Raw genomic sequence first — 24,513 nt, 5'->3', positions numbered from 1 at the left:
CGAGACAATGACAGCATCCGGGCGCGCGCGGGCGATGTTGCTGATCCGTGGCAGCACGTAGCGGGCTCTGATCCGGGCGGTGCCCTTTCGCCGCAGACGCCAAATGATGAAGTCGCGTCGCCGCCCTCGCGACAAGCTTTCGACCTCGGCCGAATGGAGAAAATAAAGACATAAACATTTCTTTATACGATTGACGCCGTCGACTTTGCGGGGCATTGTCGAACAATCGTGGTTCTGCGGCTCGTCTGACGACAGGCCGGAGCTAAGAGGGAATTCGGTGCGGCGCTGCAAGGCGCTCATGCCGGAGCTGCCCCCGCAACTGTAAGCGGCGAGCGGTCGTCCAATGATGTCACTGAGGGAGACGCCTCGGGAAGACGGGACGGTTCGTGTTGACCCGCAAGCCAGGAGACCTGCCGCGATAGATAACGTCCACGGGCGGGGTGTCCGATGTGTCGCCTTGACGAGCGAGCCAGTCTCGGTCGTGGATGCGTCGCATTCAAAGCCTTGCCCACAACCTTCGGGGTAAGGAAATGACCATCAAGACAGCCAATCTCGGCTTTCCACGTATCGGCAGCCACCGTGAACTGAAGTTCGCGCTGGAGCGTTATTGGGCCGGCAAGATCGAGAGACAGGACCTGCTCGACGTCGCCGCCAGGCTGCGGGCCGAAAACTGGGCCGCGCAAAAGGCGCGTGGGATCCAGATCATTCCATCGAACGACTTCTCGCTTTACGACCAGGTTCTCGACACATCAGTGCTGGTTGGTGCGGTGCCACCGGCCTATGGCTGGAAGGGCGGCCCGGTCGACCTCGACGCCTATTTCGCCATGGCGCGCGGTTCGACGACTGCCGCCTGCGCGTCCGGTTGCACGCATGGCGGGCCCGACGGGGGCAACCAGGCGCTGGAGATGACCAAGTGGTTCGACACGAACTACCACTACATGGTTCCGGAATTCGCGGAGGATCAGCGCTTCGAGCTGACGAGCAATGCGCCGCTTGACGCCTTCCTCGAAGCCAAGGCGCTCGGGCATGTCACCCGCCCTGTCGTCCTCGGCCCCGTCACCTTCCTGAAACTGGGCAAGGCGCTTGCCGGCGGATTCGACACCATCAATCTGATCGAGCGGCTGCTGCCTGTTTATACGAAGCTTCTCACCGAGCTTGGGGAAGCCGGCGTCGAATGGGTGCAGATCGACGAGCCATGCCTGGTGCTCGATCTCACTGAGCGGGAACGCCAGGCGCTGGCGCTGACCTACCAGACGTTCGCCTCGGAACTTCCGCAGTTGAAAATCATGCTCGCGACCTATTTCGGCGCGGTCAGTGACAACATGCCGACAGCCCTTTCGCTGCCGGTTGCCGGGCTGCATGTCGACCTCGTGCGGGCGCCGCAACAGCTCGACTTGCTACTTCAGACGGTACCGGCACAGCTTGTGCTGTCGCTCGGCGTCGTCGATGGCCGCAATGTGTGGCGTACCGATCTTGCCGGCCTCTTCCGCCGGCTGCAGCCGTTGATCGAGGCGCATGGCCGCGATCGTATCGAGCTTGCACCATCGTGCTCGCTGCTGCATGTGCCAATCGACCTCGATCTCGAACGAGCGCTCGATCCGGAGCTCGTCTCCTGGCTTGCCTTCGCCCTGCAGAAGCTGGACGAACTCAGCCTGCTTGCCCGCGCATTCGAGCCGGGCCTGGCCAATCCCGAGCAGGTCTTTGCAAAATCGATTGCTGCGGTCGAGGCACGGCTGACCTCGCTCAAGGTCCACGATCCACTCGTTGCCGGACGCTTGAAGAACCTGACGGCAGCAGACAGCCGCCGTCAATCGAGTTTTGCAACGCGCCGGCGGCGGCAGGAAGACAGGCTGGCACTGCCGCTCTTCCCGACGACGACGATCGGCTCCTTCCCGCAGACGTCAGAGGTGCGCCAGGCACGATCGCTGCATGCCAAGGGCGAGCTCAGCTATGTCGACTACCTCGCCTACCTGCGCCAGGAGACGGAGAAGGCCGTGCGCTGGCAGGAGGAAATCGGCATCGAGGTGCTGGTGCACGGCGAATTCGAGCGCAACGACATGGTGCAGTATTTCGGCGAGCAGCTCTCCGGCTATGGGTTCACTCAGAGCGGTTGGGTGCAGAGCTACGGCTCGCGCTACGTACGCCCGCCGATCATCTTCGGCGATGTCTCGCGCCCGAACCCGATGACGGTCGATTGGGCAACCTATGCGCAGTCGCTGACGGACAAGCCGATGAAGGGCATGCTCACCGGCCCGGTGACGATGCTGCAATGGTCGTTCGTGCGCGACGACCTGCCCCGGTCGATCGTATGCCGGCAGATCGCACTGGCGCTGCGCGACGAAGTCACCGACCTGGAAACGGCCGGTATCGCCGTGATCCAGATCGACGAACCGGCGCTGCGCGAGGGACTGCCACTGAGACAGGCCGATCGAAAGGCCTATCTCGACTGGGCGGTCGAGTGCTTCCGCATCAGCGCCTCCGGCGTCGGTGACGAAACCCAGATCCACACCCACATGTGCTACTCGGAGTTCAACGACATCATGGCGGCGATTGCGGCAATGGATGCCGATGTCATCTCCATCGAAACCTCGCGCTCGAAGATGGAGCTGCTCGGCGCCTTTATCGATCAGGCCTATCCGAACGAGATCGGCCCCGGCGTCTACGACATCCACTCGCCGCGGGTACCCACTGTCAACGAGATGGTGCATCTGATCGAACAGGCGACCGACGGTCTGACGCCGGCGCAGATCTGGGTCAATCCGGATTGTGGGCTGAAAACAAGGCGGTGGGAGGAAGTTCGCCCGGCGCTCGTCAACATGGTCGCGGCGGCGCAAACGCTGCGCCAATCCTTCACTGCCGGCCGGCAAGAGGCCGCAAACGCATGACGGACGATAGCAATATCGAGAAGGCGCCGGGGGAAACCCCGGCGCCCGCCACCTTGATCGACATCGTCTTTCCCGGCGACACCAATCACCACGGCACGCTCTTCGGCCGTGCGGGCCTCGCACTCATGGACCGGACCGCCTTCATCGTCGCCACGCGCCACGGCCGCGTTCCCTTCGTCACCGCCTCCTGCGATCGCGTCGACTTCCGCGGCCCCGCCCACATCGGCCATATCGTCAGCTGCAGCGGCCGCCCGATCCGGGTCGGGCGGCGTTCGATGGTCGTCGAAGTCGATATGATCGCGGAAGATCTGACGGCCGGCACCCGCGATCTGTGCGCCCGCGGCCAGTTCACCATGGTCGCGATGCCGGAGGGCAAGGGCGCCGGCTGGTCGTTGCCTTCTCTCGACACCGATGCGATCGGAGCGCCAAAAGACGATGCCGTGCGCATGGTCGATATCGTCTTTCCGGATCAGGCCAACAGCTTCGGCGCCATGTTTGGCGGCGACGCGCTGGCGCAGATGACCAAGGCCGCCTTCGGCGCGGCGACACGGGCGAGCCGCAAGACGACAGTGCTCGCCTCCTGCCAGCGCATCGATTTCAAGCACCGGATCACCGTTGGCTCGATCATCGAGCTTGTCGCCAGGATTGTGCGCACCGGACGGAGCTCGACGACGGTCGATGTCGAATTGTGGTCAGAGGATTTGACGGGAGCGAAACAGACCCTGACTGCCCATGGCGCCTTCATCATGGTGGCAGTCGACGGGGACAATCGTCCTGTTCCCGCCTTCGCGGCTTGAGGATTTCAGCAGAGCTGTCAATGACGGCTCTCCATCCACAGGCTTCGCCGACACTTGTCGTTTACTCCCCGCTATCCACACCCGAAAAAATATTGTCCGCCTCCCAGGTGGCTTCGACATGGAACCTATTGACGCAATTTTCCCGACATATACTATATCTAGTGTTCGAGGTTCTCCCGATTCGCAAGGATTGGGAGCGAAGATGGGAATACGGTGCCGTCGTAGCGATTTCGCTTGGCTAAGCCGTGGCTGCCCCCGCAACTGTAAACGGCGAGCAACTGTCCAGCATTCGGCCACTGAAGCATGATGCATCGGGAAGGTCCGGACAGAAGCACCGACCCGTGAGCCAGGAGACCTGCCTCGATCGATAAACGTCCACGGGCGGGGTGTCCGGAGAGGTCAGAGGTGTGCATGGGGCAGGATGAAACCTGCCTGATCGTCTCGACGTCTCCCCGGAAGCGCCGTCTTCAACTTCGGGGTGAAGTCATGTCCGCGTCATCGAATTCCTATCATTCGCCAATGAAGAGGCGCGGGAAGCCGCGAATCTGACGAACAACCGCGCCCGGGTCTTCTCGACCCGAGCAAGCGGTCATCCTGCCAGTCCTGCATTTCGCCGGATCGCTTGTGCGTATCCGCATGCCTTTTCATGCCCAGATCCAGCCGACCAAACGAGGAAGAAATGAACGTCACCGTCTACAGCAAGCCCGCCTGCGTCCAGTGCACCGCAACCTATCGCGCGCTCGACCGCCAGGGCGTCAATTACGAGGTGATCGACATTTCGGTCGACCAGGACGCGTTCGAGACGGTCAAGGGCCTTGGCTACATGCAGGTTCCCGTCGTCATCGCCGGTCCGGAGCACTGGGCAGGCTTCCGCCCCGACAAGATCAGCGCACTGTCCTGAAGCCGAGGTACGGCGCGATGGGGCTGATCGTCTATTTTTCCACCCGCTCGGAAAACACCCATCGCTTCGTCGGCAAGCTCGGCCTGCGCGCCAGACGCATTCCCGTCAGCGCGGCCGACGCGCCGCTCGACGTGCACGAACCCTATGTGCTCGTCGTCCCGACCTATTGCGGCGACGACGGCCGGGGCGCCGTGCCCAAACAGGTGATCCGCTTTCTCAACGATGCGGACAACCGCTCCCACATCCGCGGCGTGATTGCCGCGGGCAACAGCAATTTCGGCGCGACCTACGGGATCGCCGGCGACGTGATCTCGGCCAAGTGCCAGGTGCCCTATCTCTACCGGTTCGAACTGTTGGGAACCGATGAGGACGTCGCCAATGTCAAAAACGGGATGGAACGATTTTGGACGTCTCAACACTCGAACGCCCCTTGAAGGCGACGGAATCGGCGCTCGATTACCACGCGCTGAACGCCATGCTGAACCTCTATGACGAGGACGGCCGGATCCAGCTCGACAAGGACCGGTTGGCGGCAAAGCAGTACTTCCTGCAGCACGTCAACCAGAACACCGTGTTCTTCCATAACCTGCGCGAAAAACTCGATTACCTCGTCACCGAGGGCTACTACGAGCAGGAGGTTCTCGACCAGTATTCGTTCAACTTCGTGCGCGACCTGTTCGATCACGCCTATGACAAGAAGTTCCGTTTCCCGACCTTTCTCGGCGCCTTCAAATATTACACCAGCTACACGCTGAAGACCTTCGACGGGAAGCGCTACCTCGAGCGCTACGAGGACCGGGTCTGCATGGTGGCGCTGACGCTGGCGCGCGGCGACGAGGCGCTGGCGCGCGACATGGTCGACGAGATCATCTCCGGTCGCTTCCAACCGGCGACCCCGACCTTCCTCAACGCCGGCAAAAAGCAGCGCGGCGAGCTCGTCTCCTGCTTTCTGCTGAGGGTCGAGGACAACATGGAATCGATCGCGCGCGGCATTAATTCGGCGCTACAATTGTCGAAGCGCGGCGGCGGCGTGGCGCTGTCGCTTACCAACATCCGCGAGGCCGGCGCCCCGATCAAGCAGATCGAAAACCAGTCGTCCGGCATCATTCCCGTGATGAAGCTGCTGGAGGATTCGTTCTCCTACGCCAACCAGCTTGGCGCCCGCCAGGGTGCCGGCGCCGTCTATCTCAACGCCCACCACCCCGACATCATGCGTTTCCTCGACACCAAGCGGGAGAACGCCGACGAGAAGATCCGTATCAAGACGCTGTCGCTGGGCGTCGTCGTTCCCGACATCACCTTCGAACTCGCCAAGAACAACGAGGACATGTACCTGTTCTCGCCCTATGACGTGGAGCGCGTCTACGGCGTTGCCTTCACCGACATCTCGGTCACGGAAAAATATCGGGAAATGGTCGCCGACAGCCGGATCCGCAAGAAGAAGATCAAGGCGCGCGAGTTCTTCCAGGTGCTGGCCGAAATCCAGTTCGAGTCGGGCTATCCCTACATCATGTTCGAAGACACGGTGAACCGCGCCAACCCGATCGCCGGCCGCATCACCATGAGCAACCTCTGCTCAGAAATCCTCCAGGTCAGCGAAGCCAGCGAGTACAATGACGACCTGTCCTACAAGCACCTGGGCAAGGACATCTCCTGCAATCTCGGCTCGCTGAATATCGCCGCCGCGATGGATTCGTCCGATTTCGGCAAGACGATCGAGACATCGATCCGGGCGCTGACCGCGGTCTCCGACATGAGCCATATCGCCTCGGTTCCCTCCGTCGAGAAGGGCAATGACGACAGCCATGCGATCGGCCTCGGCCAGATGAACCTGCACGGCTATCTCGCCCGCGAACGGGTCTATTACGGTTCGGACGAAGGCGTCGATTTCACCAACATCTACTTCTACACGGTGACCTACCACGCCATCCGCGCCTCCAACCGCATCGCCGTCGAACGCGGGTCGAGCTTCAAGGGCTTCGAGAACTCGAAATACGCCTCGGGCGACTATTTCGACAAGTACACCGAACAGGAATGGAAGCCGGCGACCGAGCGGGTGCGCGAACTGTTCGAAACCGCAGGCATCGATATCCCGACGCAGGAAGACTGGCTGGAACTCAAGCAGGCGGTGATGACATCCGGCCTCTACAACCAGAACCTGCAGGCGGTGCCGCCGACCGGCTCAATCTCCTATATCAACCATTCGACCTCCTCGATCCACCCGATCGTCTCGAAGATCGAGATCCGCAAGGAAGGCAAGATCGGCCGCGTCTATTATCCCGCGGCCTTCATGACCAACGACAATCTCGACTACTACCAGGATGCCTATGAGATCGGTCCGGAGAAGATCATCGACACCTATGCGGCTGCGACCCAGCATGTCGACCAGGGGCTTTCGCTGACCTTGTTCTTCAAGGACACGGCAACGACCCGCGACATCAACCGCGCGCAGATCCATGCCTGGAAGAAGGGCATCAAGACGATCTACTACATCCGCCTTCGTCAGATGGCGCTGTCCGGCACGGAAGTGCAGGGCTGCGTTTCCTGCGCGCTTTGATACTCCGGGGAACAAGATGAACATCCAACTGAAGACCAAGGCGCCCAAGGGCTCGCAAGCCGTGCGCGCCATCAACTGGAACCGTATCGAGGACGACAAGGACCTTGAGGTCTGGAACCGGCTCACCGGCAATTTCTGGCTGCCGGAAAAGGTGCCGCTTTCCAACGACATTCCCTCCTGGGCGGCGTTGCGGCCGGAAGAGCAGCAGCTGACGATCCGTGTGTTCACGGGCCTGACCCTGCTCGACACGATCCAGACGAGCATCGGCGCACCGACACTGATGGCGGATTCGATCACGCCCCATGAGGAAGCGGTTTATTCCAACATCTCCTTCATGGAAGCGGTGCATGCCCGTTCCTATTCCTCGATCTTTTCGACGCTTTGCTCGACACCTGATGTCGATGACGCCTATCGCTGGTCGGAGGAGAACGAACATCTCCAGAAGAAGTCGGCGCTCATTCTCGAGCAGTATCGCACCACGGATCCGCTGAAGCGCAAGATCGCCAGCGTCTTCCTCGAGAGCTTCCTGTTCTACTCCGGCTTCTATCTGCCGATGTATTGGTCGAGCCGCGCCAAGCTGACCAACACCGCCGACATGATCCGCCTCATCATCCGCGACGAAGCGGTGCACGGCTACTACATCGGCTACAAGTTCCAGAAGGGCCTGGAGCGGCTGAGTAACGAGCGTCGGCAGGAGATGAAGGATTTCGCCTTCGACCTGCTGCTCGAACTCTACGACAACGAGGCGAAATATACCGAATCGCTTTACGACAGCGTCGGCCTGACCGAGGACGTGAAGAAGTTCCTGCACTACAACGCCAACAAGGCGCTGATGAACCTCGGATATGAGGCGCTGTTCCCGGCCGATGCCTGCAAGGTCAATCCGGCAATCCTGTCGGCGCTGTCGCCGAATGCCGACGAGAACCACGACTTCTTTTCGGGGTCAGGCTCCTCCTATGTCATCGGCAAGGCGGTTGCGACCGAAGACGAAGACTGGGATTTCTGACAAGCGCGCCGCACTCCGTTGCTGAGCCAATAGCAAAGCGGCCGGTGAAGACGAGAAGGTCTTCACCGGCCGTCCTGTTTCAACTGCGCGAAGCGAGGTGGTGTTACTCCGCCGGCACGACACGGCTGCGGCCGATGGTTGCCTGTGTCAGCAGGAACGCGCTGACCGCGCAAATCGCAATGCCCGCGGCCATCGGAAGCGCCGTTCCGTTGAAGAAGACGGCAGCAACGATCATGGCGACAGCCGCCGTGACAAAATGCAGCGTCCCCATCAGCGCCGATGCCGTACCGGCAATCTCGCCGTGATCCTCGAGCGCCAGCACCGCGGAGGTCGGGATGACCAGACCGAGCGCGCCGTAGCCGACGAACAGGAATGCCGCCATGACCGGCAACTGGTTGAAGCCGAGGCTCATGAGAATGAACATGCTGGCCATGGTCAAGGCAAAGCCGGCGACGGCAAGCTGCATGACACGCACGAGACCGAAACGAACGCCAAGCCAACCGGTCGCCTGCGAGACCGCGAAGAACGATACCGCGTTGATCGAGAAGGCGAAGCTGTATTGCGTCGGCGTCAGGCCATAATGATCGATCAGCACGAAGGGCGAATTTGCGAGGTAGACGAGGAAGCTCGAAATGCCGAGGCCACCGATGAAGGTGAGCGTCAGGAAGTTCCGGTCGCTCAGAAGCAGCCGGTAGGCGGCAATCGCGCTGCCGAAATTGCTGTCTGCCCTGTCCTTCTTCGGACGGGTCTCAGCCAATTGAGTCGACAGCAGGATCAGGCCGATGAAGGCTGCGATCATGACGGCACAGAAAACGCCGCGCCAGCCGTAGAACTCGATGACGGCGCTGCCAGTCAGAGGCGCCAGGATCGGCGAGATGCTGAACACCAGCATCAGCAGCGACATCAGGCGTGCCGCCTGAACGCCGGTGTGCATGTCACGAACGATGGCGCGCGGAATGACCATGCCGGCGGCACCGCCAATACCTTGCAGGAAGCGGAAGGCGATGAGCGTTTCGATATCGGTCGCGAGCGCGCAGCCGATGCTGGCCAGCGCGAACAGGCCGATGCCGAGATAGAGCGGCGCCTTGCGGCCCCACATATCCGAGAGTGGGCCATAGACGAGCTGGAAAATTGCAAAGGAAATGAAGAAGGCGAGCAGGCTAAGCTGCACGACACCGGTCTCTGCGGCGAGATCCTTGCCGATCGACGGCAGCGCGGGGAGATACATGTCGATTGCGAAAGGCCCGATCGCTGAAATCAGACCGAGGACTATGGCAGTGCGTAGAAAGGACGCCGTCATGGTGATGATCTTTCAGAGGTCGCGAAACGAACGAGGACGCGCGCCTGCATTCGTTGCCGCCGGGATTGAAACTGGAATGAGCCGGTCGTGCCAGGATCGAACGTCCGGGAGACGCATCCTGCGCTGACCTATGTGGTCCATAATTTTGGACACACATGTCAAATTAGACACTATTGTCCAAACCGTCAACATGTCCTATCGTCGGATCATGAAAAAACGACAAGCCGCCTTGCCGACCGCCGGTGGCCCCACCCAGAAGGGTCAATGCGCCAAACGCATCTCGATCCTCGACGCCGCCGCAGAGGTCTTCTGCCGCGAAGGCTTTTCCGGCGCCAGCATAGACGAAATCGCCGCGGAAGCCTGTGTTTCCAGGCAGACCATCTACAATCACTACCGCGAAAAAGAGACGCTGTTCATGGCGGTGGTGCAGGATATCCTCGACCGAACCAACGCCGCGCTGTTCTCGATCCTCGCGACCTTCCCGCAACGGGCAGACAATCTCGAGGACGACCTCACTGCCTTTGCAGTGCGCCTCAACAGGAACTGCATCTGCAATCAGGACGGCAAGTTCATCCAGAAGCTGGTCGAGACCGAGGGAGAGCGATATCCCGAGCTGATCAGGATCTGGCGCGAACAGGGACCGGGCAAGATCGGCGCGGCACTCTCGGCACTGTTTGCTCGACTTGCCCACGCGGCCCCGCTTGAGATCGACGACCTCGACTTGGCCGCTCGGCAATTCCTGGCCTTGATCAAGGCGGACATGCAGATAGCCGGTCCTTTTGGCGAAGCTCCAACGGAGGAGCAATTGCAGACCTCTGCCCGCAACGCCGTCAGGACCTTCCTGCGCGCCTATGGCAGGGTCGAGACCGAACGACCCCAGAAAAAAGCCGGTCGCCTCGACCAATCGGCTTGACCGCCAGTCGCTCTGACCAATTCAGTCACCCTGACGTCTTCGCGACGCACCTAAGACCAACGCCCCTCCGCATCTCCGATCACCTAACCAGTGATCTGGAACCCCTGCACCGGATCGGGCAAGGCCACCGGTTCGGTTTCGACGCTGACGACCGAGGCAGCCGCCGGCCCCATCCAGAGCCGCTCGACCATGTTTGCGAGCGCAACATCGGAGCCGACGATCATCGCCGCCACCGATCCGTCGCGCTCGTTGCGCACCCAGCCGGTCACTCCGAGGCGTTCGGCCTCGCGGCGGGCCCAAATGCGGAAGCTGACGCCCTGCACCCTTCCGCTGACACGAACGAGCATCGCCTTGCGCTCTCTGATCATGATCGCACCTGTTTTTTTGTTATAGAAGAGAAACTGGAGCGAAGGCGGACAAAGACAAGCCACCTGACGTTGCGGGCGCCTGCGACGCCGGGCCGTTTCCACATCGGGCGAAGTTGCGGAATTCTCCGCCGCCTTGTTTTGACGCATTTCCGGACGCAAAACCGCTTCCCAGTTCTCCTGGAAATAGCCTATGGCGTCGCCGCCAAAATGCGGCCCTTCATGTTGGGATGAAAGCGGCAATAATAATCGATCTGCCCCGCCTCCCGCACGACGAGACTTGCGGTCTTCTTCGCCGGGATCAACACCTCCCAACCACCCTTCACGGTCGCTGTATGGACGAGGATGTCCCTGTTGACCCACTCGATCGTGTCGCCGACGCGTACCTCGACCTCTGCGGGAACAAACGCCATTTTTTCGATCGTCACGCGGATTGTCTCTGCTTGAGCATCCACAGCGCCATTGCCGAGCAGGAGCCCGGCAACGGCAACGAGATAAAACCCGGATGGCATGGCCGCGCTCTACTTCAGCGATGCGGCAACATGTTCTGCATGCTGCTGGTGGCCCTGAAAGATCTTCAAGCCGGTCTCAAGCAGTGCCTTAAGTTCGGCATTGCTGGCCGATGGAATGAGCAGGGTCTCCAGGGCTCCGTTCACCTGCTTGTGGTAGGCGACTTCATTGTCGACATAGGCTTTATCGAAGCTCGCGCCGTCGAGCGTGGCAAGCTTGGCGCGCTCGTCGTCAGCTGCTTTCGAGAGCGCCTTGCTGGTATCGTTGTCCTCCGGCGTCACCTTGAGTTTCTTGACGAGATCGAGCGCCTGCGTATTCACCGCCTCATGGTCGCGCATCATATCTTCGGCAAACGAAACGACGTCCTTGTTGCCGGACTTCGAGATCGCAAGCTTGGCATTTTCCACATCGATCACTCCGGCCGTATAGGCGATGTGAGCGATCTGTGGGTCGGTCGGCTTATCCGCTGCCTGTGCCGGGATCACAAGCCCGAGCAGGCAAAGCGTGACGAGCGCGGTCATTGGCCGAATGTTCATGGAAACCTCCTTGTTCCACGCAGGGCGCGGACCCTGTTTGCAGTTGACATCCATTGGATGCCGCCTGCCCGCAAAGGTTCCCGCCGGTCAGCTGGAAAGGCCAAGCCGCTTCATGACCGCCGCGGTCAGCCGCGCACAGCGCCGCCCGGCAAAGGGGAAAGCATCGAGCAAAACCGGGCCGATCTGCTCATGCAACTGTTTGCGCACCAGCTGCCGCGCCCGATGCAACCGTGTCTTGACCGTCTCGGGGCGTAACCCAAGCAGATCAGCCGTTTCCTCCACGCTCAGCCCCTCTATCACCCGCGCGACGAAAACCGTTCTGTAGATATCGGGCAGATTGTCGGTCGCCCGTTCGACGAGTTGCAGGATCTGCCGCTGCGCCATCGTGCGTTCGGGATCATCGGCACTTGCCGGCAGCGGGAACTGGATGATCGTCGCATCGCGGCCATCGCCGATCGAGCCCAGGGCGTCGGCTTTGCGGCGTCCCCGTCGCAACCGTCCGAGCGCCTCGTTGATGACGATGCGTGACAGCCAGGTTCCAAGCGACGATTCGCCACGAAAGCTTGCGAGATGCGCAAAGGCCAGCACATAGGCTTCCTGTACGATGTCTTCGGCTTCGCTGTCGTTTCGAACGACGCCTCGGGCAATGCGGTAGAGGCGCTGGTTGTGAACCTGCATGATCGCGAGGAACGCCTGCCCGTCACCGGCGATCGCCCTTTGCGCCAGTGCCACATTCGCGGTCGGGTCCGTGATCGCCAGCGCGCCTGTTCGAATGTCTGCCATGTCCGAGCCTCCCGCAACATTAGATGCACGGTTCCGCCAAAGGTTCCCGTCATTTTTCCAATTGCAGACACCGTGCCGTTCTTTTTGGAACCTCTTCAGAGAATGCGGTTGCGCCATTGTGGTCCTACCTTGGCCGCCTAACGTCGAATGGCCTGCCGACCACTCAAGCGAGAGGCGTCTAAATTTCTCGCGTTACCCTGTTAATCTTTTCATCGCGTACTTTTAAAAATTGACGCGCGCAAAGTTTTATGGTTTTTACATCATCGCCAAGACGGTGATGGGAGGGCCCTCCTGCTTGGCCGCCAAGACCAAAGGCCCACATCGTTTCCAAGGGAGGAAACCCATGAACATGCCCCGTATTCTCAAGGCGCTTGTCGCCGGCACGGCACTGATCCTGATTGCTTCCGCCGCATCGGCCGAAGGCATCGGCGCCTCGCTCTTGACCCAGCAGCATCCGTTCTACATCGAGCTTGCCGACGCGATGAAAGCCGAGGCGAAAGAGAAGAACGTCGCGCTCGAAGTTGCGATTGCCAACCAGGATCTCAACAAGCAACTCGCCGACGTCGAGGATTTCATCGTCAAGGGCGTTGACGTGATCGTCATTTCGCCGGTCGACAGCCAGGGCGTGCGCGCCGCGATCGAAAAGGCCGAGAAGGCCGGCATCAAGGTGATCACCGTCGACGTGCCTGCCAACGGCGCGACCGTCACCTCGCATATCGGCACCGATAATTTCACCGGCGGCGTCAAGGCTGGCGAACTGATGGCAAAGATCCTCGACAACAAGGGCAAGGTCGCCGTTATCGACTACCCAACCGTCCAGTCGGTCGTGAACCGCGTCAACGGCTTCAAGGAAGCGATCGCCAAGCATCCGGAGATGGAAATCGTCGCCATCCAGACCGGCATCACCCGCGCCGAGGCACTCGCAGCGGCACAGAACATGCTGCAGGCCAACCCTGACATCACCGGCATTTTCGGCTTCGGTGATGACGCAGCGCTTGCTGCAGCGGTTGCCGTCAAGGCGGCGGGCCTCGAAACCCAGGTCAAGGTCATCGGCTTCGATGGCATGAAGGAAGCCCGCGACGCTGTCGACACCAACCCGGTGATGGTCGGCGTGATCCAGCAGTTCCCCGACCAGATGGGCAAGCAGGCCGTCGACACTGCCGTCAAGGTTGCCGCCGGCGAACAGGTTCCGGCCGAACAGCCGATCGTGCCCGGCGTCTACACCGCAAAGTAAGTCCTCCCAGGACAGCCGCCGCCCGAGGGCGGCGGCACCAACACGACGAACGCCTCCGCCTGCTGCCGACAAAAACGGGCAGCAATTCGAAGTGCTACAGCGACCTTTGCGCGTCTGATGAGACACGTTGCGCTGCAGCCCGGAGGCGCTTCTCGGCGCGATCCAAGGAGGCCGCCATGCATGGTTCGACCACGGACACCGTTCTCAAGATCAGCAATGTCACGAAGTCATTCGGGCAGGTTGCCGCGTTGAAGAGCATGCGGCTCGATGTCCGCCGCGGCCGCGTGCATACGCTGCTCGGCGAAAACGGTGCCGGCAAATCGACATTGATGAAAATTCTTGCCGGCGTTCACAGCGCGACGTCAGGCGACATTACCCTCGACAATCAACCCTATCGCCCCACCAACCCGCAGCAGGCAGCAGCGCTCGGGCTTGCGATCGTGTTCCAGGAATTGAGCCTCTGCAACAACCTGACGGTGGCGGAGAATATTCTGGCGACGCGCGAGCCGCGCAAGTTCGGCTTCATCAACGATAAGGCGCTCGTTGCCAGGGCAAGGTCGATCGTCGCTGAACTCGGGCTGCCGATCGACGTCACCGAGAAGGTCGGCAATCTCTCGATCGCCCAGCGGCAGCTGGTCGAGATCGCCAAGGGCCTCAGCCATGAGGCAAAGGTCGTCATTCTCGACGAGCCGACCTCGTCGCTCAGCGACAGCGAGGCCGAGATCCTGTTCGACATCATCGGCCGGCTGAAAAGCCGCGGCGTCGCGGTCATCTATATTTCCCACCGCATGGAAGAGATCATGCGGCTCAGCGACGACATCACCGTCATCCGCGATGGTGAGTATGTCTCCACTCACGATCGCAACGACGTCACGATCGAGGCGCTGATTGCGCTGATGGTCGGCCGTCGGATGGAGGAGATCTATCCGCCCCCAATCCACGTTCGCTCGACGGAGATTACTTCGGATCAGCCTCCGGTCCTGGCGGTCGAGCGTCTGACGCGCGACGAGGAATTCGCCGATATTTCCTTCACGGTCGGCGCCGGCGAGATCCTCGGCTTCTTCGGCCTCGTCGGCTCAGGTCGCTCCGAAGTGATGAACGCACTGTTCGGCATGAAGAACGCGAGCGGCACGGTTCGCCTCGACGGCAAGGAGGTTCGCTTCCGCTCGCCGGCCGAAGCGATTGCCCGCGGCATCGGCTTCGTCACCGAAAACCGCAAGGAAGAAGGCCTCGTGCTCGGGCACAGCGTCGAGTGGAACATTTCCATGGCGGCATTGCCTGACTTCACCGGCCCGTTTGGCTTTACCCGCGGCAGCGCCGAGCGCAAGGCAGCGGCAGCCGAGGTCGGCAGGCTTGCCATCAAGACGCGCTCGCTCGACACGCCGGCAGGCTCTCTCAGCGGCGGCAACCAGCAGAAGATCGTGCTCGCCAAATGGCTCCTGACCCGGCCGAAGGTGCTGATCCTCGACGAGCCGACCCGCGGCGTCGACGTCGGCGCGAAATTCGAAATCTACAAGATCATCCGCCAGCTGGCGGCCGAAGGAACGGCGATCCTGCTGATCTCCTCCGAGCTGCCGGAGGTGCTTGGAATGAGCGACCGCGTGGTCGTCATGCATGAAGGCGTGCTCGGCGCGACCCTCGCCGGCACCGACCTTACCCCCGAAACGATCATGGCGCACGCGACAGGTTTCCAATCATGACCCAGCAAACTGCAGCCCAGGCCGCCCTCGTCAGGGCATTGAAGCAATATGGCGGCATCTTCCTCTCGCTGGTGATGCTCTGCGTCATCTTCTCGTTCCTCAATCCCCGGTTCATGTCGGTCGTCAACTTCATGAACATCCTGCAGCAGGTGGCCGTGATCGCTATTGCCGCCTTCGGCATGACCTGGGTGATCCTGCTCGGTGAGATCGACCTGTCGGTCGGCTCGATCATCGCAGTCGCCGGCATGGTCGGGGCGCAATGTTTCGCCTTCGGGCTCGGCTTCGGCCCGGCACTCGCGGTAACTATCGTGGCGGGCGCGCTGATGGGGATGCTCAACGGCGTGTTGACGGCAAAACTGCTACTGCCGTCGTTCATCGTCACCGTCGCCACGATGGGCATCTATCGCGGCCTCGTCAGCCTGCCGACCAACGGCGCGCCGGCGATGATCGACAACGCGACATGGACCGCCATCGGCACCGAGAGCTTCCTCCGCCTGCCCATCATCATCTGGGTCGTTGCCGTGCTCTTCGTCATCAACCAGATCGTGCTCAGCAAGACGAGCTTCGGTCGTCGCGCCTATCTTACCGGCGGCAACCGCGAAGCGGCTGTTTATTCCGGCATCAAGGTCGATCGCCTCAAGATCATCATCTTCATGATCTCGGGCGTGATGGCGGCGATCAGCGGCGTGCTGCTCTCCTCGCGCCTCTTTTCCGCCCAGACCAATGCCGGCATGAGCTACGAGCTCGATGCCATCGCCGCGGCCGTTCTCGGCGGCACCTCGCTTGCCGGCGGTGTCGGCACCATGGTCGGCACGCTCATCGGCGCGCTCATCATCGGCGTGATGAACAACGGCATGAACATGCTTTCCATCCCCTATTTCTACCAGCTCATCGTCAAGGGCCTCGTGATCCTTGTCGCCGTTTGGCTCGACGTTCGCGCCAAACAGGCAAAGCGCTGACCCGGCACGAGTGAAACCCATGCACAAGATACTGACGATCGGCGAGATCCTCGTCGAGATCATCGCCACCGAAAAGGGCGACGGCTTCCGGCAGGCGACACCACTGGTCGGGCCTTTCCCTTCCGGCGCGCCCGCCATCTTCATCGACCAGGTCGGCAAGCTCGGCCAGGCGAGCGCGATCATTTCCCGCGTTGGCGGCGACGACTTCGGTCACGTCAACCTCGCCCGCCTTGAGGCGGACGGCGTCGATACCTCCGGCATCGCGGTCGATCCGCTCGCCACAACCGGCAGCGCCTTCGTTCGCTACCGTCATGACGGCAGCCGTGCCTTCGTCTTCAACATCCGCGACAGCGCCTGCGGCACCATTTCCCTCGATGACAACGCAATCGTGCTGGTTCAAAGCTGCAGCCACCTGCATGTGATGGGGTCGTCGCTCTACGCTCCGAGCGTGGTCGAGAGCATTTTCGCCGCAATCGACATCATCAAGGCAGCCGGTGGCACGGTCTCCTTCGATCCGAACCTTCGCGCAGAAATCCTCGAAAGCCCGGGGATGCGGGAAGCGCTGAGGACAGTCCTTGCCAAGACCGACGTGTTCCTGCCGAGCGGCGCCGAACTCTTCCTGTTCACTGAAGCGAAAACCGAGGCGGACGCCATCGCCGAACTTCTCGCCTCCGGCATCAGGGTCATCGTGGTCAAGCGCGGCGCCGAAGGCGCCAGCTACTTCGATGCGGAAACGACGCTCTCCCTGCCCGGCTTTGCCGTCGAAGAGATCGATCCGACCGGCGCGGGCGACTGCTTCGGCGCCACCTTCGTCACCTGTTGGCTGAATGACGCCAGCCCCCGCGAAGCGCTTGAACTCGCCAACGCGTCGGGCGCTCGCGCCGTGATGATCTCCGGCCCGATGGAGGGCGCATCGACGAGAGCAGAACTCGAAGCCTTCATCAGCGCGCGAAAGGATTGAAGACCATGAAACCCAATTATCTGATCGACATTGCCCAGTGGCGCGACCGTCCGGGCCTGCGCGGTATTCCTTCGATCTGCTCGGCGCATCCGCTGGTCATCGAGGCCGCAATGCTGCGTGCCCTTAGGGAAGACACCCATCTCTTGATCGAGGCGACCTGCAACCAGGTCAATCAAGACGGCGGATATACCGGCATGACGCCCGCCGATTTCACCCGTTTCGTCGGGGAGATCGCCGCAAAGACCGGCTTCCCGATCGAAAACATCATCCTCGGCGGCGACCATCTCGGCCCCAACCCGTGGAAACATCTGCCGGCCGATGAGGCGATGGACAAGGCGGAAGCGATGATCCGCGCCTATGCCGCGGCCGGCTTCACCAAGCTGCATCTCGATACCAGCATGGGCTGTGCCGGCGAACCCGTCGCCCTTCCCGATGCGACGACGGCGTTGCGTGCCGCGCGGCTTGCCGCCGCCGCCGAAGATGCCATCCGCGGACGTAACGGCATCGCCCCGGTCTACATCATCGGCACCGAGGTGCCTGTTCCCGGCGGCGCGCTCGAGGAACTGGATACGCTCGAAGTTACCGCACCCGAAGCAGCCGTCGAGACCGTCGATATTCATCGGCAGGCGTTCAGCGATGCAGGTGCCGGCGAGGCCTTCTCCCGGGTTGTCGGCGCCGTCGTCCAGCCGGGCGTCGAATTCGGCAACGAGAACGTGATCGCCTATGACCGGCCGAGGGCCGCTCAGTTGAGCGCAAGCCTGGCCGAGCTAAACGGCCTCGTCTTCGAGGCGCATTCCACCGACTACCAGACGCAAGAAGCACTTCGTGATCTGGTGACGGATGGTTTTGCCATCCTCAAGGTCGGCCCCGGCCTCACGTTTGCATTGCGTGAAGCGCTTTACGGGCTCGACCAGATCGCCGCGTTCCTGTTTCCCGATGCGCGATCCAAAACGCTGGCCGAGGTCACCGAAGAGGTCATGCGCGAGGAGCCGGGCAACTGGGGCAAGTATTATCACGGCTCGCCCGACGCGCTGCGTGTTCAGCGCCATTTCTCCTACAGCGACCGCATCCGCTATTACTGGCCGCACCCGAAGGTCGCGACTGCAGTGGAAGAGCTTCTTCGCCTGCTCGATGGCGTCACCATCCCCGAGACGCTGATCAGCCAGTATCTTTCGGGCAGTTACGAGCGCGTGCGAGACGGTCAGGTGCCGCCGCAAGCAAAGGCCCTGGCGATTGCCGCCGTCGACGCGGTTCTGGAGGATTACTTCGCCGCCTGCAAAGGATAGGGCCGGCCGTTCATTCCGTGAATATTTCGCAGTCGACACTGCCTATCCCTCGGAAATAAATCTATAAACGAAACCCAAAAGAAGAATGGGGGCGCTTCGACCGTGGACAGACAAATCAAGACGATGGAGGATTTTTCGGAGTTCGTCGGTTTGTCGCGCCCCACTGTCTCCAAATACTTCAACGATCCGACTTCGGTTCGCAAGAAGACCCGCGACGCCATCGAGGCCGCGATCAAGCAATCCGGCTTCCGGCCCAACATCTTCGCCGTCAATCTCAACCGGCGGCGAACCAATATTCTTGGCGTCATCGTTCCCAATTCGACCGACCCGTTCTACATGGCGCTGACGCGGCGGATCGAACATATCGCCAACCAGGCGGGCTTTCTCGCCTTCGTTCTCTCCTCCGACGGCAAGCCGGAGATGGAGGAGCGCGCCATCGAGACCTTCAAGTCGATGAACGTCGCCGGCGCGATCATCGCCCCGCTCGGCGTCCAGTCCCATCACCAAAAACTCACCTCGCTCGGCGAGAGCATCCCGCTTGTTTATGTCGACTCGCCGCTCGACGGCAGTTCCTCCTTCGTCGGCACGGACAACCGCCAGAGCTTCAAGCTGATGGTCGATTATCTCTGCCGGTCCGGCGCACCGCCCTGCTACTTCGGCATGCCGCCGGTCAACAACAACGCGCTGGCCCGCCAACACGCCTATGAGGAGGCGATGCAGCAGCTGAAGATGGATCCCGTCATCGTGCCGACGGCGCCGAACGCCTCGTGGGATTTCGAAAAGTTCGGCTACGACGAAACGCTGCGCATTCTGGGAGAAGGCGGTTTTCCGACGAAGACGGTGCTGTGCGCCAACGACCGCGTTGCCTTCGGCGTGATTGCGGCGGCCTTCCAGTCCGGCGTCAAGGTCGGCCGCGAACCGGACAGTGACCTGCGGGTGGCAGGCCACGACGACCATCCGCTGTCGCGCTACACCTGTCCACCGCTGACGACTGTGGCGCAGAACTACAACGAGATCGGCCGGCTGGCGATCGAGCTGCTACTGTTCAAGCTCGGCGAAACTGAGAACGACGACCAGGCCTTCCCCGCGGACGAGCGCATTCTGCTCAGCGCCGAGATCATGCTGCGCGGCTCGGCCTAGCGGTGCCCTTTCAAGACGTGTTCGTCTGGATAGAACAACGCCGGAAGCCATCTTTGAACTCTCCGAGAACAATCGAGACAAACGTCAATACTTGACGCTCGGCTCCGGTCTAACACTCAGTCCCCATGACTAACGAAGTCGATCGCAATCGACATCGCCACGCCGGAAGGCGTCGACCTCGTGCGTCGCCTGGCGCGGATTTCCGATATCGTCGTCGAAAATTACAAGCCGGGCGATCTGGCGCGCCGCGGCCTTGCCTATGAGGATCTGGCAGCCATCAAGCCCGATCTGATCTGGTGCTCGATCTCGGGATTTGGCCAGACCGGCCCCTACAGCCACCGCACCGGGTACGATTTCCTGATCCAGGCCATGGGCGGCATCATGAGCATTACAGGCGGGCCGGACACGGCCGGTGGCTCTCCGGTCAAGACCGGCGTCGGGATAGCAGACGTGATGTGCGGCATGTACGCGACCGTAGGCATTCTGGCGGCGTTGCGCCATCGCGACCGCACAGGGCAAGGCCAGCAGATCGATCTCGCCCTCTACGACAGCCAGATCGCCTGGCTGATCAATGCGGCAACCAATCATCTGGTATCCGGGCGTGTGCCGGGCCGCATCGGCAACGCCCATCCCAATATCGCGCCGTACCAGACCTTCGAGGCGGCCGACGAACATCTGGCTGTCGCCGTCGGCAACGATGCTCAGTTCGCCCGCTTTACTGCCGTCATCGGCAAACCGGAACTGGCCGAAGACGTTCGCTTTCGCCGCAATCGCGATCGACTTGCCAATCTGGCAGACCTGCAGGCCATCATCGCCGGCGAAATCGTCAAGGACACCGCTCGCAATTGGGAGATACGGCTGAACGCCGAGGGTGTTCCCGCCGGTCGGGTTGCTAGTGTCGATCAGGCCCTGCGTGATCCGCATACGCTCGCGCGCGGAATGGTGGTCAGCATGGAGGACCAAGCAGGTGAGACCCCGATCCGCGTTCTGGGCAATCCGCTGAAGATGTCGGCAACACCGGTGCAGTACCGCAAGCGCCCGCCGCATCTCGATGAAGATCGCGAGGCTATCCTGCGCCTCATTGATGAGACACAGGATAGCTGAGCGTCCACCGGCTTACTGCAGTTTCACCGCCGGCCAGTTCTGATCGGCCTTGGTCACATAACCCTTGATATCCTTGCGCCAGGTTTCCAGCACCGATTGATCGTAGTTCAGGTAGAGCTTGTCATCGACGATCGTGAACGCCGCCGGATCGATCGGGGCCTTGTAGCCGCGGGACATGCCGTAGGCGCAAAAGCCGCCATACTGCGGCGCATATTTTCCCGGGTTTGCTTCGAAGGCTTTGCGGTTTTCCTCCGAGGCGAACAGGAAGCGTGCATCACGGTAGGTCACGGCAAGGTCCGCTTTGCCCTCAACCGGCTTGCTCTGGACGAAATATGCGACCGGATCATAGCCCGAAATCGCCACGCCGCTTTTCTCGTTGGTCTCTCCGGCCACGGCGACAGTTGCCAACTGAGCAACGATAACGGCTCCAAGGAGGGGTCTGGGAATTGTCATGGTGCTTCTCCACGTTGACAGATTGCTGCGTCTTCCTGGTTGTAGACATACGGCGCATCCAATGAACCGGCTGCGCGAAACCGGTGTTTCTCCTGCGATCTCTATTTCTCTTGATCGTTAGACTACGATCGGGGGGAAGCGTTACAGCCTCCGGCAAATGACGGTCCGTCCCGCGCTCGGCGCGCACGATATCGCCGGTGCCGGCGCCGGCTGAATTGCCGTGCAAGCCTGCGTTTGCCGGCCGGCGGCCCACGAGCCCATCAGGAAAAGGAGACGCCGTTCATCCACAGCAGGTTCGCTCCGCACGAAGCCACGCACGCGACACGGCGGCTGCACCCGGCACCGCAGGTTTCGCCGGTGATGGGGCGGAAAACGCAGCTATTCGCCGAGACGCGGCGACGCCCTGACCGTGTCGATGATATCGCCGAGCAGCAGATGCAGCGCATCGCGGTACCCGTTGCGTGCCGACGGGCCGCTCTCCTCAGACGTCATCACCACGGTCAGATCCAACGCTGGAACGATATAGAGCATCTGGCCGCCATAGCCCCAGGCGAAATGCACGGTCTCGCCGGCGATCTGACGCTGAAACCAGCCGTAGCCGTAGATGTCGCCGGAGAACCGAGAATTGGTTCGCGGTTGCCAGGAAAGTGCGACCCATTGCGCCGGCACCACCTGTCTTCCATCTGCCGTTTTGCCGCCGTTGCGGTAAATCTCGCCGAAAGCAAGCAGAGATCGCGCATTCATGGCCATCTGGTTGCCGCCGAGATAGATGCCCTGGGGGTCGCGGTCCCAGGCATCGATGCGAAAGCCCTTGATCGGACCAAGCCATTCGCGGGCGAGAGCAAGCGTCGACTTGCCGCTGACCTTGGTCAGGATTGCAGAGAGAAGGTGGGTGGACGCGGTCGAATAAAGCATCTGCCCGCCCGGTTCGTCGTCGAACGGCTGCGCGAGTGCGGAGCGGACCCAGTTCCGGCTGGACACCCAGCGGCCGTAATTCGGACCGGACATCCTTCCGAGACCGGCCTGCATCGAAAGCAGATTGCCGATGGTGATGTCCTCAAGCCGCGGATCGGGCGAAGCCGGCAGGTCCGGCTTCAGGATCGGAGCGATCTTCTGGTCCGGGCCCTCAAGCAAGCCCTTGTCGATCGCAATGCCGACCAGCGCCGATACGATCGATTTGGAAGCCGATTTGATGTTGGTGGTGTCCATAGGGCGGGTGCCCCGGTAGCCGCGCTCGGCAAGGACAGAGCCGGATCGGGCGACAATCACCGTCTTCAACGGTTTCAAGTCGTCGCGCGTTGCAAGGCCGTCCAACAGCGTCGGAAGCATTGGCCGATCCTGTGCGACCGCCAGGGAGCACATCACAAGCAGCGAGAAAAATGCAGCAGCAAACCTGATCATCCATTCCGATCTAGGCTGACTACGCCTCCGCGTCACCAGGCCGCGTGCAATGTCACGCGGATTTGAAGCCGGGTGACCGATCGGTCCTGTCGTGGCCCAGTCGCGCAGCACTTCAAGCAGCGTGTGGAGCGGATGCGCCTGTGGCGAGGACCGACACGAAACGGCCCAGGCTCTGCCGCACGAAATCCGCAACCGGGATCTGCGGATCGAAACTCCACCAAAGCAGGGCCCCCTGCCAGTGGGACGCCATCAGGAGGCCAATGCCGGGCACCGGCCCCGATGGACCAGAGAGGCGTTCATCCAGCGCCTGTGAGAGCGCATCGCGCCATCGCGCGCCGCGGGCGCGAAGCGCCGGATCGCGCAAATCCTCGCGCAGGATCCGAAGCCCGTCGGCATAGGTTTCGATGCCGCCATAGCCGCCGGACAGTCCGACGAGCAGGTCGACGGCGCCTTCCGGTGTCTTCGGCAAGGTCGCGGAAAGCTCTGAAGTCAATCGGTCGAGCCCGTCCCAGGCTTGCAAAAGCGTGCGCCGAACGAGGTTCTGCTTGTTCTCAAACCGCTGGACCAGGGTGGAGGCGGAGAGCCCGGTGCCTGTGGCAAGAGCGGCGAAGGTCAGGCCCTCCGGGCCGCTCGCATGCATGATCGCCAACGCGGCTGCCAACACATCTTCATCAGGCATTGTTTTGGGCCGTGGCATCTTGACTCTCATTAATAACCGAATAATCGTTTATATATCCTATTCTCATAGCCACGACCAGATGGCCTCGATCACCGATGGAGGAAAATATGACGCTCAAGGGAAAAATTGCATTGGTCGCAGGCGCCACTCGCGGCGGCGGACGCGGCATTGCCGCCGAACTCGGTGCGGCGGGCGCAACCGTCTATGTCACCGGCCGCACCACGAGAAACCAGCAGTCGGAATACAAGCGCCCCGAAACGATCGAGGAGACGGCGGAACTCGTCAGCGAACTCGGCGGCGAAGGCGTCGCGGTGCAGGTCGACCACCTGCAATCCACGCAGGTGAAGGCTCTCATCGAACGCATCCGGCGCGAGCACGGTCGGCTCGACATTCTCGTCAACGACGTCTGGGGTGGAGAAAACCTGTTCGAATGGAACAAGGCGGTATGGGAACATGATCTCGACAACGGCTTGAAGCTGTTGCGCCTGGCGATCGACACGCATCTGATCACCGCCCACCATGCCCTGCCGCTGATGATCGAAAATCGCGGCGGGCTGCTTGTCGAGGTGACGGACGGCACGGCCGAATATAATGCCGAGCATTATCGGCTCTCGCCGTTCTACGACCTCGCCAAGGTCGCGGCCAACCGCATGGCCTGGGCGCATGCCAAAGATCTGGAACCGCACGGCGCCACGGCCATCTCGATTACCCCTGGCTGGATGCGCTCTGAAATGATGCTGGAGCATTTCCAAGTGACGGAAGAGACCTGGCGAGAGGCAACGAAGATCCAGCCGCATTTCGTCATTTCCGAAAGTCCACGCTTCGTCGGCCGCGCCATCGCGGCGCTGGCCGCGGATCCACAGAAGGCCCGGTGGAACGGGCAATCGCTGTCGAGCGGCAGCCTTGCCCAGGAATACGGCTTAACCGACCTCGACGGCTCGCGCCCCGATTGCTGGCGTTACATGCGCGAGGTGATGGAGCAGAACAAGCCCGCCGACGCGACGGGCTATCGCTGAAACATCTCACGCGAAGGCGTTCAGCGA

Annotated in this window: 23 protein-coding genes and 2 riboswitches; of the genes, 15 read left to right on the top strand and 8 right to left on the bottom strand. The window is 61.5% G+C overall.

The annotated features are described in order from the left end of the window. The first annotated feature begins 212 nt into the window (after nt 1-212). A riboswitch (cobalamin riboswitch) is annotated at nt 213-433 on the top strand. A gap of 97 nt (nt 434-530) precedes the next feature. The 6 genes from metE to nrdF all read left to right on the top strand — a co-directional run bounded on the left by metE (nt 531) and on the right by nrdF (nt 8,146). Then, entirely contained in the window at nt 531-2,885 is a 2,355-nt protein-coding gene (metE, locus tag IB264_RS08440; protein WP_107027441.1) for a 5-methyltetrahydropteroyltriglutamate--homocysteine S-methyltransferase, read from the top strand. Next, the gene (locus IB264_RS08435; RefSeq protein ID WP_057221904.1) at nt 2,882-3,682 is read left to right on the top strand and encodes an acyl-CoA thioesterase; all 801 of its coding nucleotides are present in this window, start codon (nt 2,882-2,884) and stop codon (nt 3,680-3,682) included. Before metE ends, IB264_RS08435 begins: the two co-directional genes overlap by 4 nt. 151 nt (nt 3,683-3,833) lie before the next feature. After that, nucleotides 3,834-4,060, top strand: a riboswitch (cobalamin riboswitch). A 301-nt stretch (nt 4,061-4,361) separates the two neighbouring features. Continuing rightward, on the top strand, nt 4,362-4,583 hold the full coding sequence (nrdH, locus tag IB264_RS08430; RefSeq protein WP_025429316.1) for a glutaredoxin-like protein NrdH: 222 nt from the start codon (nt 4,362-4,364) through the stop codon (nt 4,581-4,583). A gap of 17 nt (nt 4,584-4,600) precedes the next feature. Beyond that, complete coding sequence (nrdI, locus tag IB264_RS08425; protein WP_057209889.1) at nt 4,601-5,017, top strand: class Ib ribonucleoside-diphosphate reductase assembly flavoprotein NrdI; 417 nt, start codon at nt 4,601-4,603, stop codon at nt 5,015-5,017. Continuing rightward, nucleotides 4,987-7,140: a class 1b ribonucleoside-diphosphate reductase subunit alpha gene (gene nrdE, locus IB264_RS08420; RefSeq protein WP_113568508.1), complete on the top strand. Its 2,154-nt coding sequence runs from the start codon at nt 4,987-4,989 to the stop codon at nt 7,138-7,140. The genes nrdI and nrdE overlap by 31 nt, the downstream gene beginning before the upstream one ends. A gap of 16 nt (nt 7,141-7,156) precedes the next feature. Next, nucleotides 7,157-8,146 carry a class 1b ribonucleoside-diphosphate reductase subunit beta gene (nrdF, locus tag IB264_RS08415; protein WP_057221906.1) on the top strand — a complete coding sequence of 330 codons (990 nt, stop codon included), beginning with the start codon at nt 7,157-7,159 and terminating at the stop codon, nt 8,144-8,146. 103 nt (nt 8,147-8,249) lie between these two features. On the opposite strand, the gene IB264_RS08410 is transcribed toward nrdF, so the two are convergent. Further along, nucleotides 8,250-9,446, bottom strand: coding sequence for a multidrug effflux MFS transporter (locus IB264_RS08410; protein WP_107027439.1), 1,197 nt, complete (start codon nt 9,444-9,446; stop codon nt 8,250-8,252). 208 nt (nt 9,447-9,654) lie between these two features. Here IB264_RS08410 and IB264_RS08405 point away from each other — a divergent pair, with 208 nt between their 5' ends. Further along, nucleotides 9,655-10,359, top strand: coding sequence for a TetR/AcrR family transcriptional regulator (locus tag IB264_RS08405; RefSeq protein ID WP_245449177.1), 705 nt, complete (start codon nt 9,655-9,657; stop codon nt 10,357-10,359). 83 nt (nt 10,360-10,442) lie between these two features. On the opposite strand, the gene IB264_RS08400 is transcribed toward IB264_RS08405, so the two are convergent. The 4 genes from IB264_RS08400 to IB264_RS08385 all read right to left on the bottom strand — a co-directional run bounded on the left by IB264_RS08400 (nt 10,443) and on the right by IB264_RS08385 (nt 12,553). Beyond that, nucleotides 10,443-10,727 (bottom strand): acylphosphatase, encoded by a 285-nt coding sequence (locus IB264_RS08400; protein ID WP_057221945.1) that lies wholly within the window; start codon nt 10,725-10,727, stop codon nt 10,443-10,445. A 188-nt stretch (nt 10,728-10,915) separates the two neighbouring features. After that, nucleotides 10,916-11,236, bottom strand: coding sequence for a cupredoxin family copper-binding protein (locus tag IB264_RS08395; protein ID WP_057221908.1), 321 nt, complete (start codon nt 11,234-11,236; stop codon nt 10,916-10,918). A gap of 9 nt (nt 11,237-11,245) precedes the next feature. Then, nucleotides 11,246-11,770, bottom strand: a complete 525-nt coding sequence (locus IB264_RS08390; protein WP_025429324.1) for a DUF4142 domain-containing protein — start codon at nt 11,768-11,770, stop codon at nt 11,246-11,248. Nucleotides 11,771-11,857: 87 nt separating this feature from the next. Further along, nucleotides 11,858-12,553 (bottom strand): RNA polymerase sigma factor, encoded by a 696-nt coding sequence (locus IB264_RS08385; protein WP_107027437.1) that lies wholly within the window; start codon nt 12,551-12,553, stop codon nt 11,858-11,860. A gap of 343 nt (nt 12,554-12,896) precedes the next feature. Here IB264_RS08385 and IB264_RS08380 point away from each other — a divergent pair, with 343 nt between their 5' ends. The 7 genes from IB264_RS08380 to IB264_RS08350 all read left to right on the top strand — a co-directional run bounded on the left by IB264_RS08380 (nt 12,897) and on the right by IB264_RS08350 (nt 20,937). After that, on the top strand, nt 12,897-13,787 hold the full coding sequence (locus IB264_RS08380) for a substrate-binding domain-containing protein (RefSeq protein ID WP_107027436.1): 891 nt from the start codon (nt 12,897-12,899) through the stop codon (nt 13,785-13,787). Nucleotides 13,788-13,963: 176 nt separating this feature from the next. Then, nucleotides 13,964-15,487 (top strand): sugar ABC transporter ATP-binding protein, encoded by a 1,524-nt coding sequence (locus IB264_RS08375; protein WP_025429327.1) that lies wholly within the window; start codon nt 13,964-13,966, stop codon nt 15,485-15,487. Further along, nucleotides 15,484-16,446 carry an ABC transporter permease gene (locus IB264_RS08370; RefSeq protein WP_057219226.1) on the top strand — a complete coding sequence of 321 codons (963 nt, stop codon included), beginning with the start codon at nt 15,484-15,486 and terminating at the stop codon, nt 16,444-16,446. The genes IB264_RS08375 and IB264_RS08370 overlap by 4 nt, the downstream gene beginning before the upstream one ends. 19 nt (nt 16,447-16,465) lie before the next feature. Continuing rightward, a complete protein-coding gene (locus IB264_RS08365; protein WP_107027435.1) occupies nt 16,466-17,407 on the top strand; it encodes a sugar kinase in 942 nt (313 codons plus the stop codon). 5 nt (nt 17,408-17,412) lie between these two features. After that, nucleotides 17,413-18,693, top strand: a complete 1,281-nt coding sequence (locus tag IB264_RS08360; RefSeq protein WP_107027434.1) for a D-tagatose-bisphosphate aldolase, class II, non-catalytic subunit — start codon at nt 17,413-17,415, stop codon at nt 18,691-18,693. 123 nt (nt 18,694-18,816) lie between these two features. Continuing rightward, nucleotides 18,817-19,833 (top strand): LacI family DNA-binding transcriptional regulator, encoded by a 1,017-nt coding sequence (locus IB264_RS08355; RefSeq protein WP_057221912.1) that lies wholly within the window; start codon nt 18,817-18,819, stop codon nt 19,831-19,833. A gap of 141 nt (nt 19,834-19,974) precedes the next feature. Further along, nucleotides 19,975-20,937 carry a CaiB/BaiF CoA-transferase family protein gene (locus tag IB264_RS08350; RefSeq protein WP_113568516.1) on the top strand — a complete coding sequence of 321 codons (963 nt, stop codon included), beginning with the start codon at nt 19,975-19,977 and terminating at the stop codon, nt 20,935-20,937. Between the two features lie 12 nt (nt 20,938-20,949). On the opposite strand, the gene IB264_RS08345 is transcribed toward IB264_RS08350, so the two are convergent. The 3 genes from IB264_RS08345 to IB264_RS08335 all read right to left on the bottom strand — a co-directional run bounded on the left by IB264_RS08345 (nt 20,950) and on the right by IB264_RS08335 (nt 23,488). Beyond that, nucleotides 20,950-21,390 carry a YHS domain-containing (seleno)protein gene (locus tag IB264_RS08345; protein ID WP_107027431.1) on the bottom strand — a complete coding sequence of 147 codons (441 nt, stop codon included), beginning with the start codon at nt 21,388-21,390 and terminating at the stop codon, nt 20,950-20,952. 378 nt (nt 21,391-21,768) lie between these two features. Further along, nucleotides 21,769-22,791, bottom strand: a complete 1,023-nt coding sequence (locus tag IB264_RS08340; RefSeq protein WP_107027430.1) for a serine hydrolase — start codon at nt 22,789-22,791, stop codon at nt 21,769-21,771. A 112-nt stretch (nt 22,792-22,903) separates the two neighbouring features. After that, nucleotides 22,904-23,488 (bottom strand): TetR/AcrR family transcriptional regulator, encoded by a 585-nt coding sequence (locus IB264_RS08335; RefSeq protein ID WP_107027546.1) that lies wholly within the window; start codon nt 23,486-23,488, stop codon nt 22,904-22,906. An 89-nt stretch (nt 23,489-23,577) separates the two neighbouring features. Between IB264_RS08335 and IB264_RS08330 the strand changes: the two genes are divergently transcribed. Next, nucleotides 23,578-24,486 (top strand): SDR family oxidoreductase, encoded by a 909-nt coding sequence (locus IB264_RS08330; RefSeq protein WP_107027429.1) that lies wholly within the window; start codon nt 23,578-23,580, stop codon nt 24,484-24,486. The last annotated feature ends 27 nt before the right edge of the window (nt 24,487-24,513 follow it).

The organism is Ensifer sp. ENS11 (assembly GCF_014851895.1).
In the GTDB taxonomy this organism is placed as follows: domain Bacteria; phylum Pseudomonadota; class Alphaproteobacteria; order Rhizobiales; family Rhizobiaceae; genus Ensifer; species Ensifer canadensis.
The sequence above is the reverse complement of the archived record's forward strand: the minus strand, read 5'-3'. Positions and strand labels throughout refer to the sequence as shown.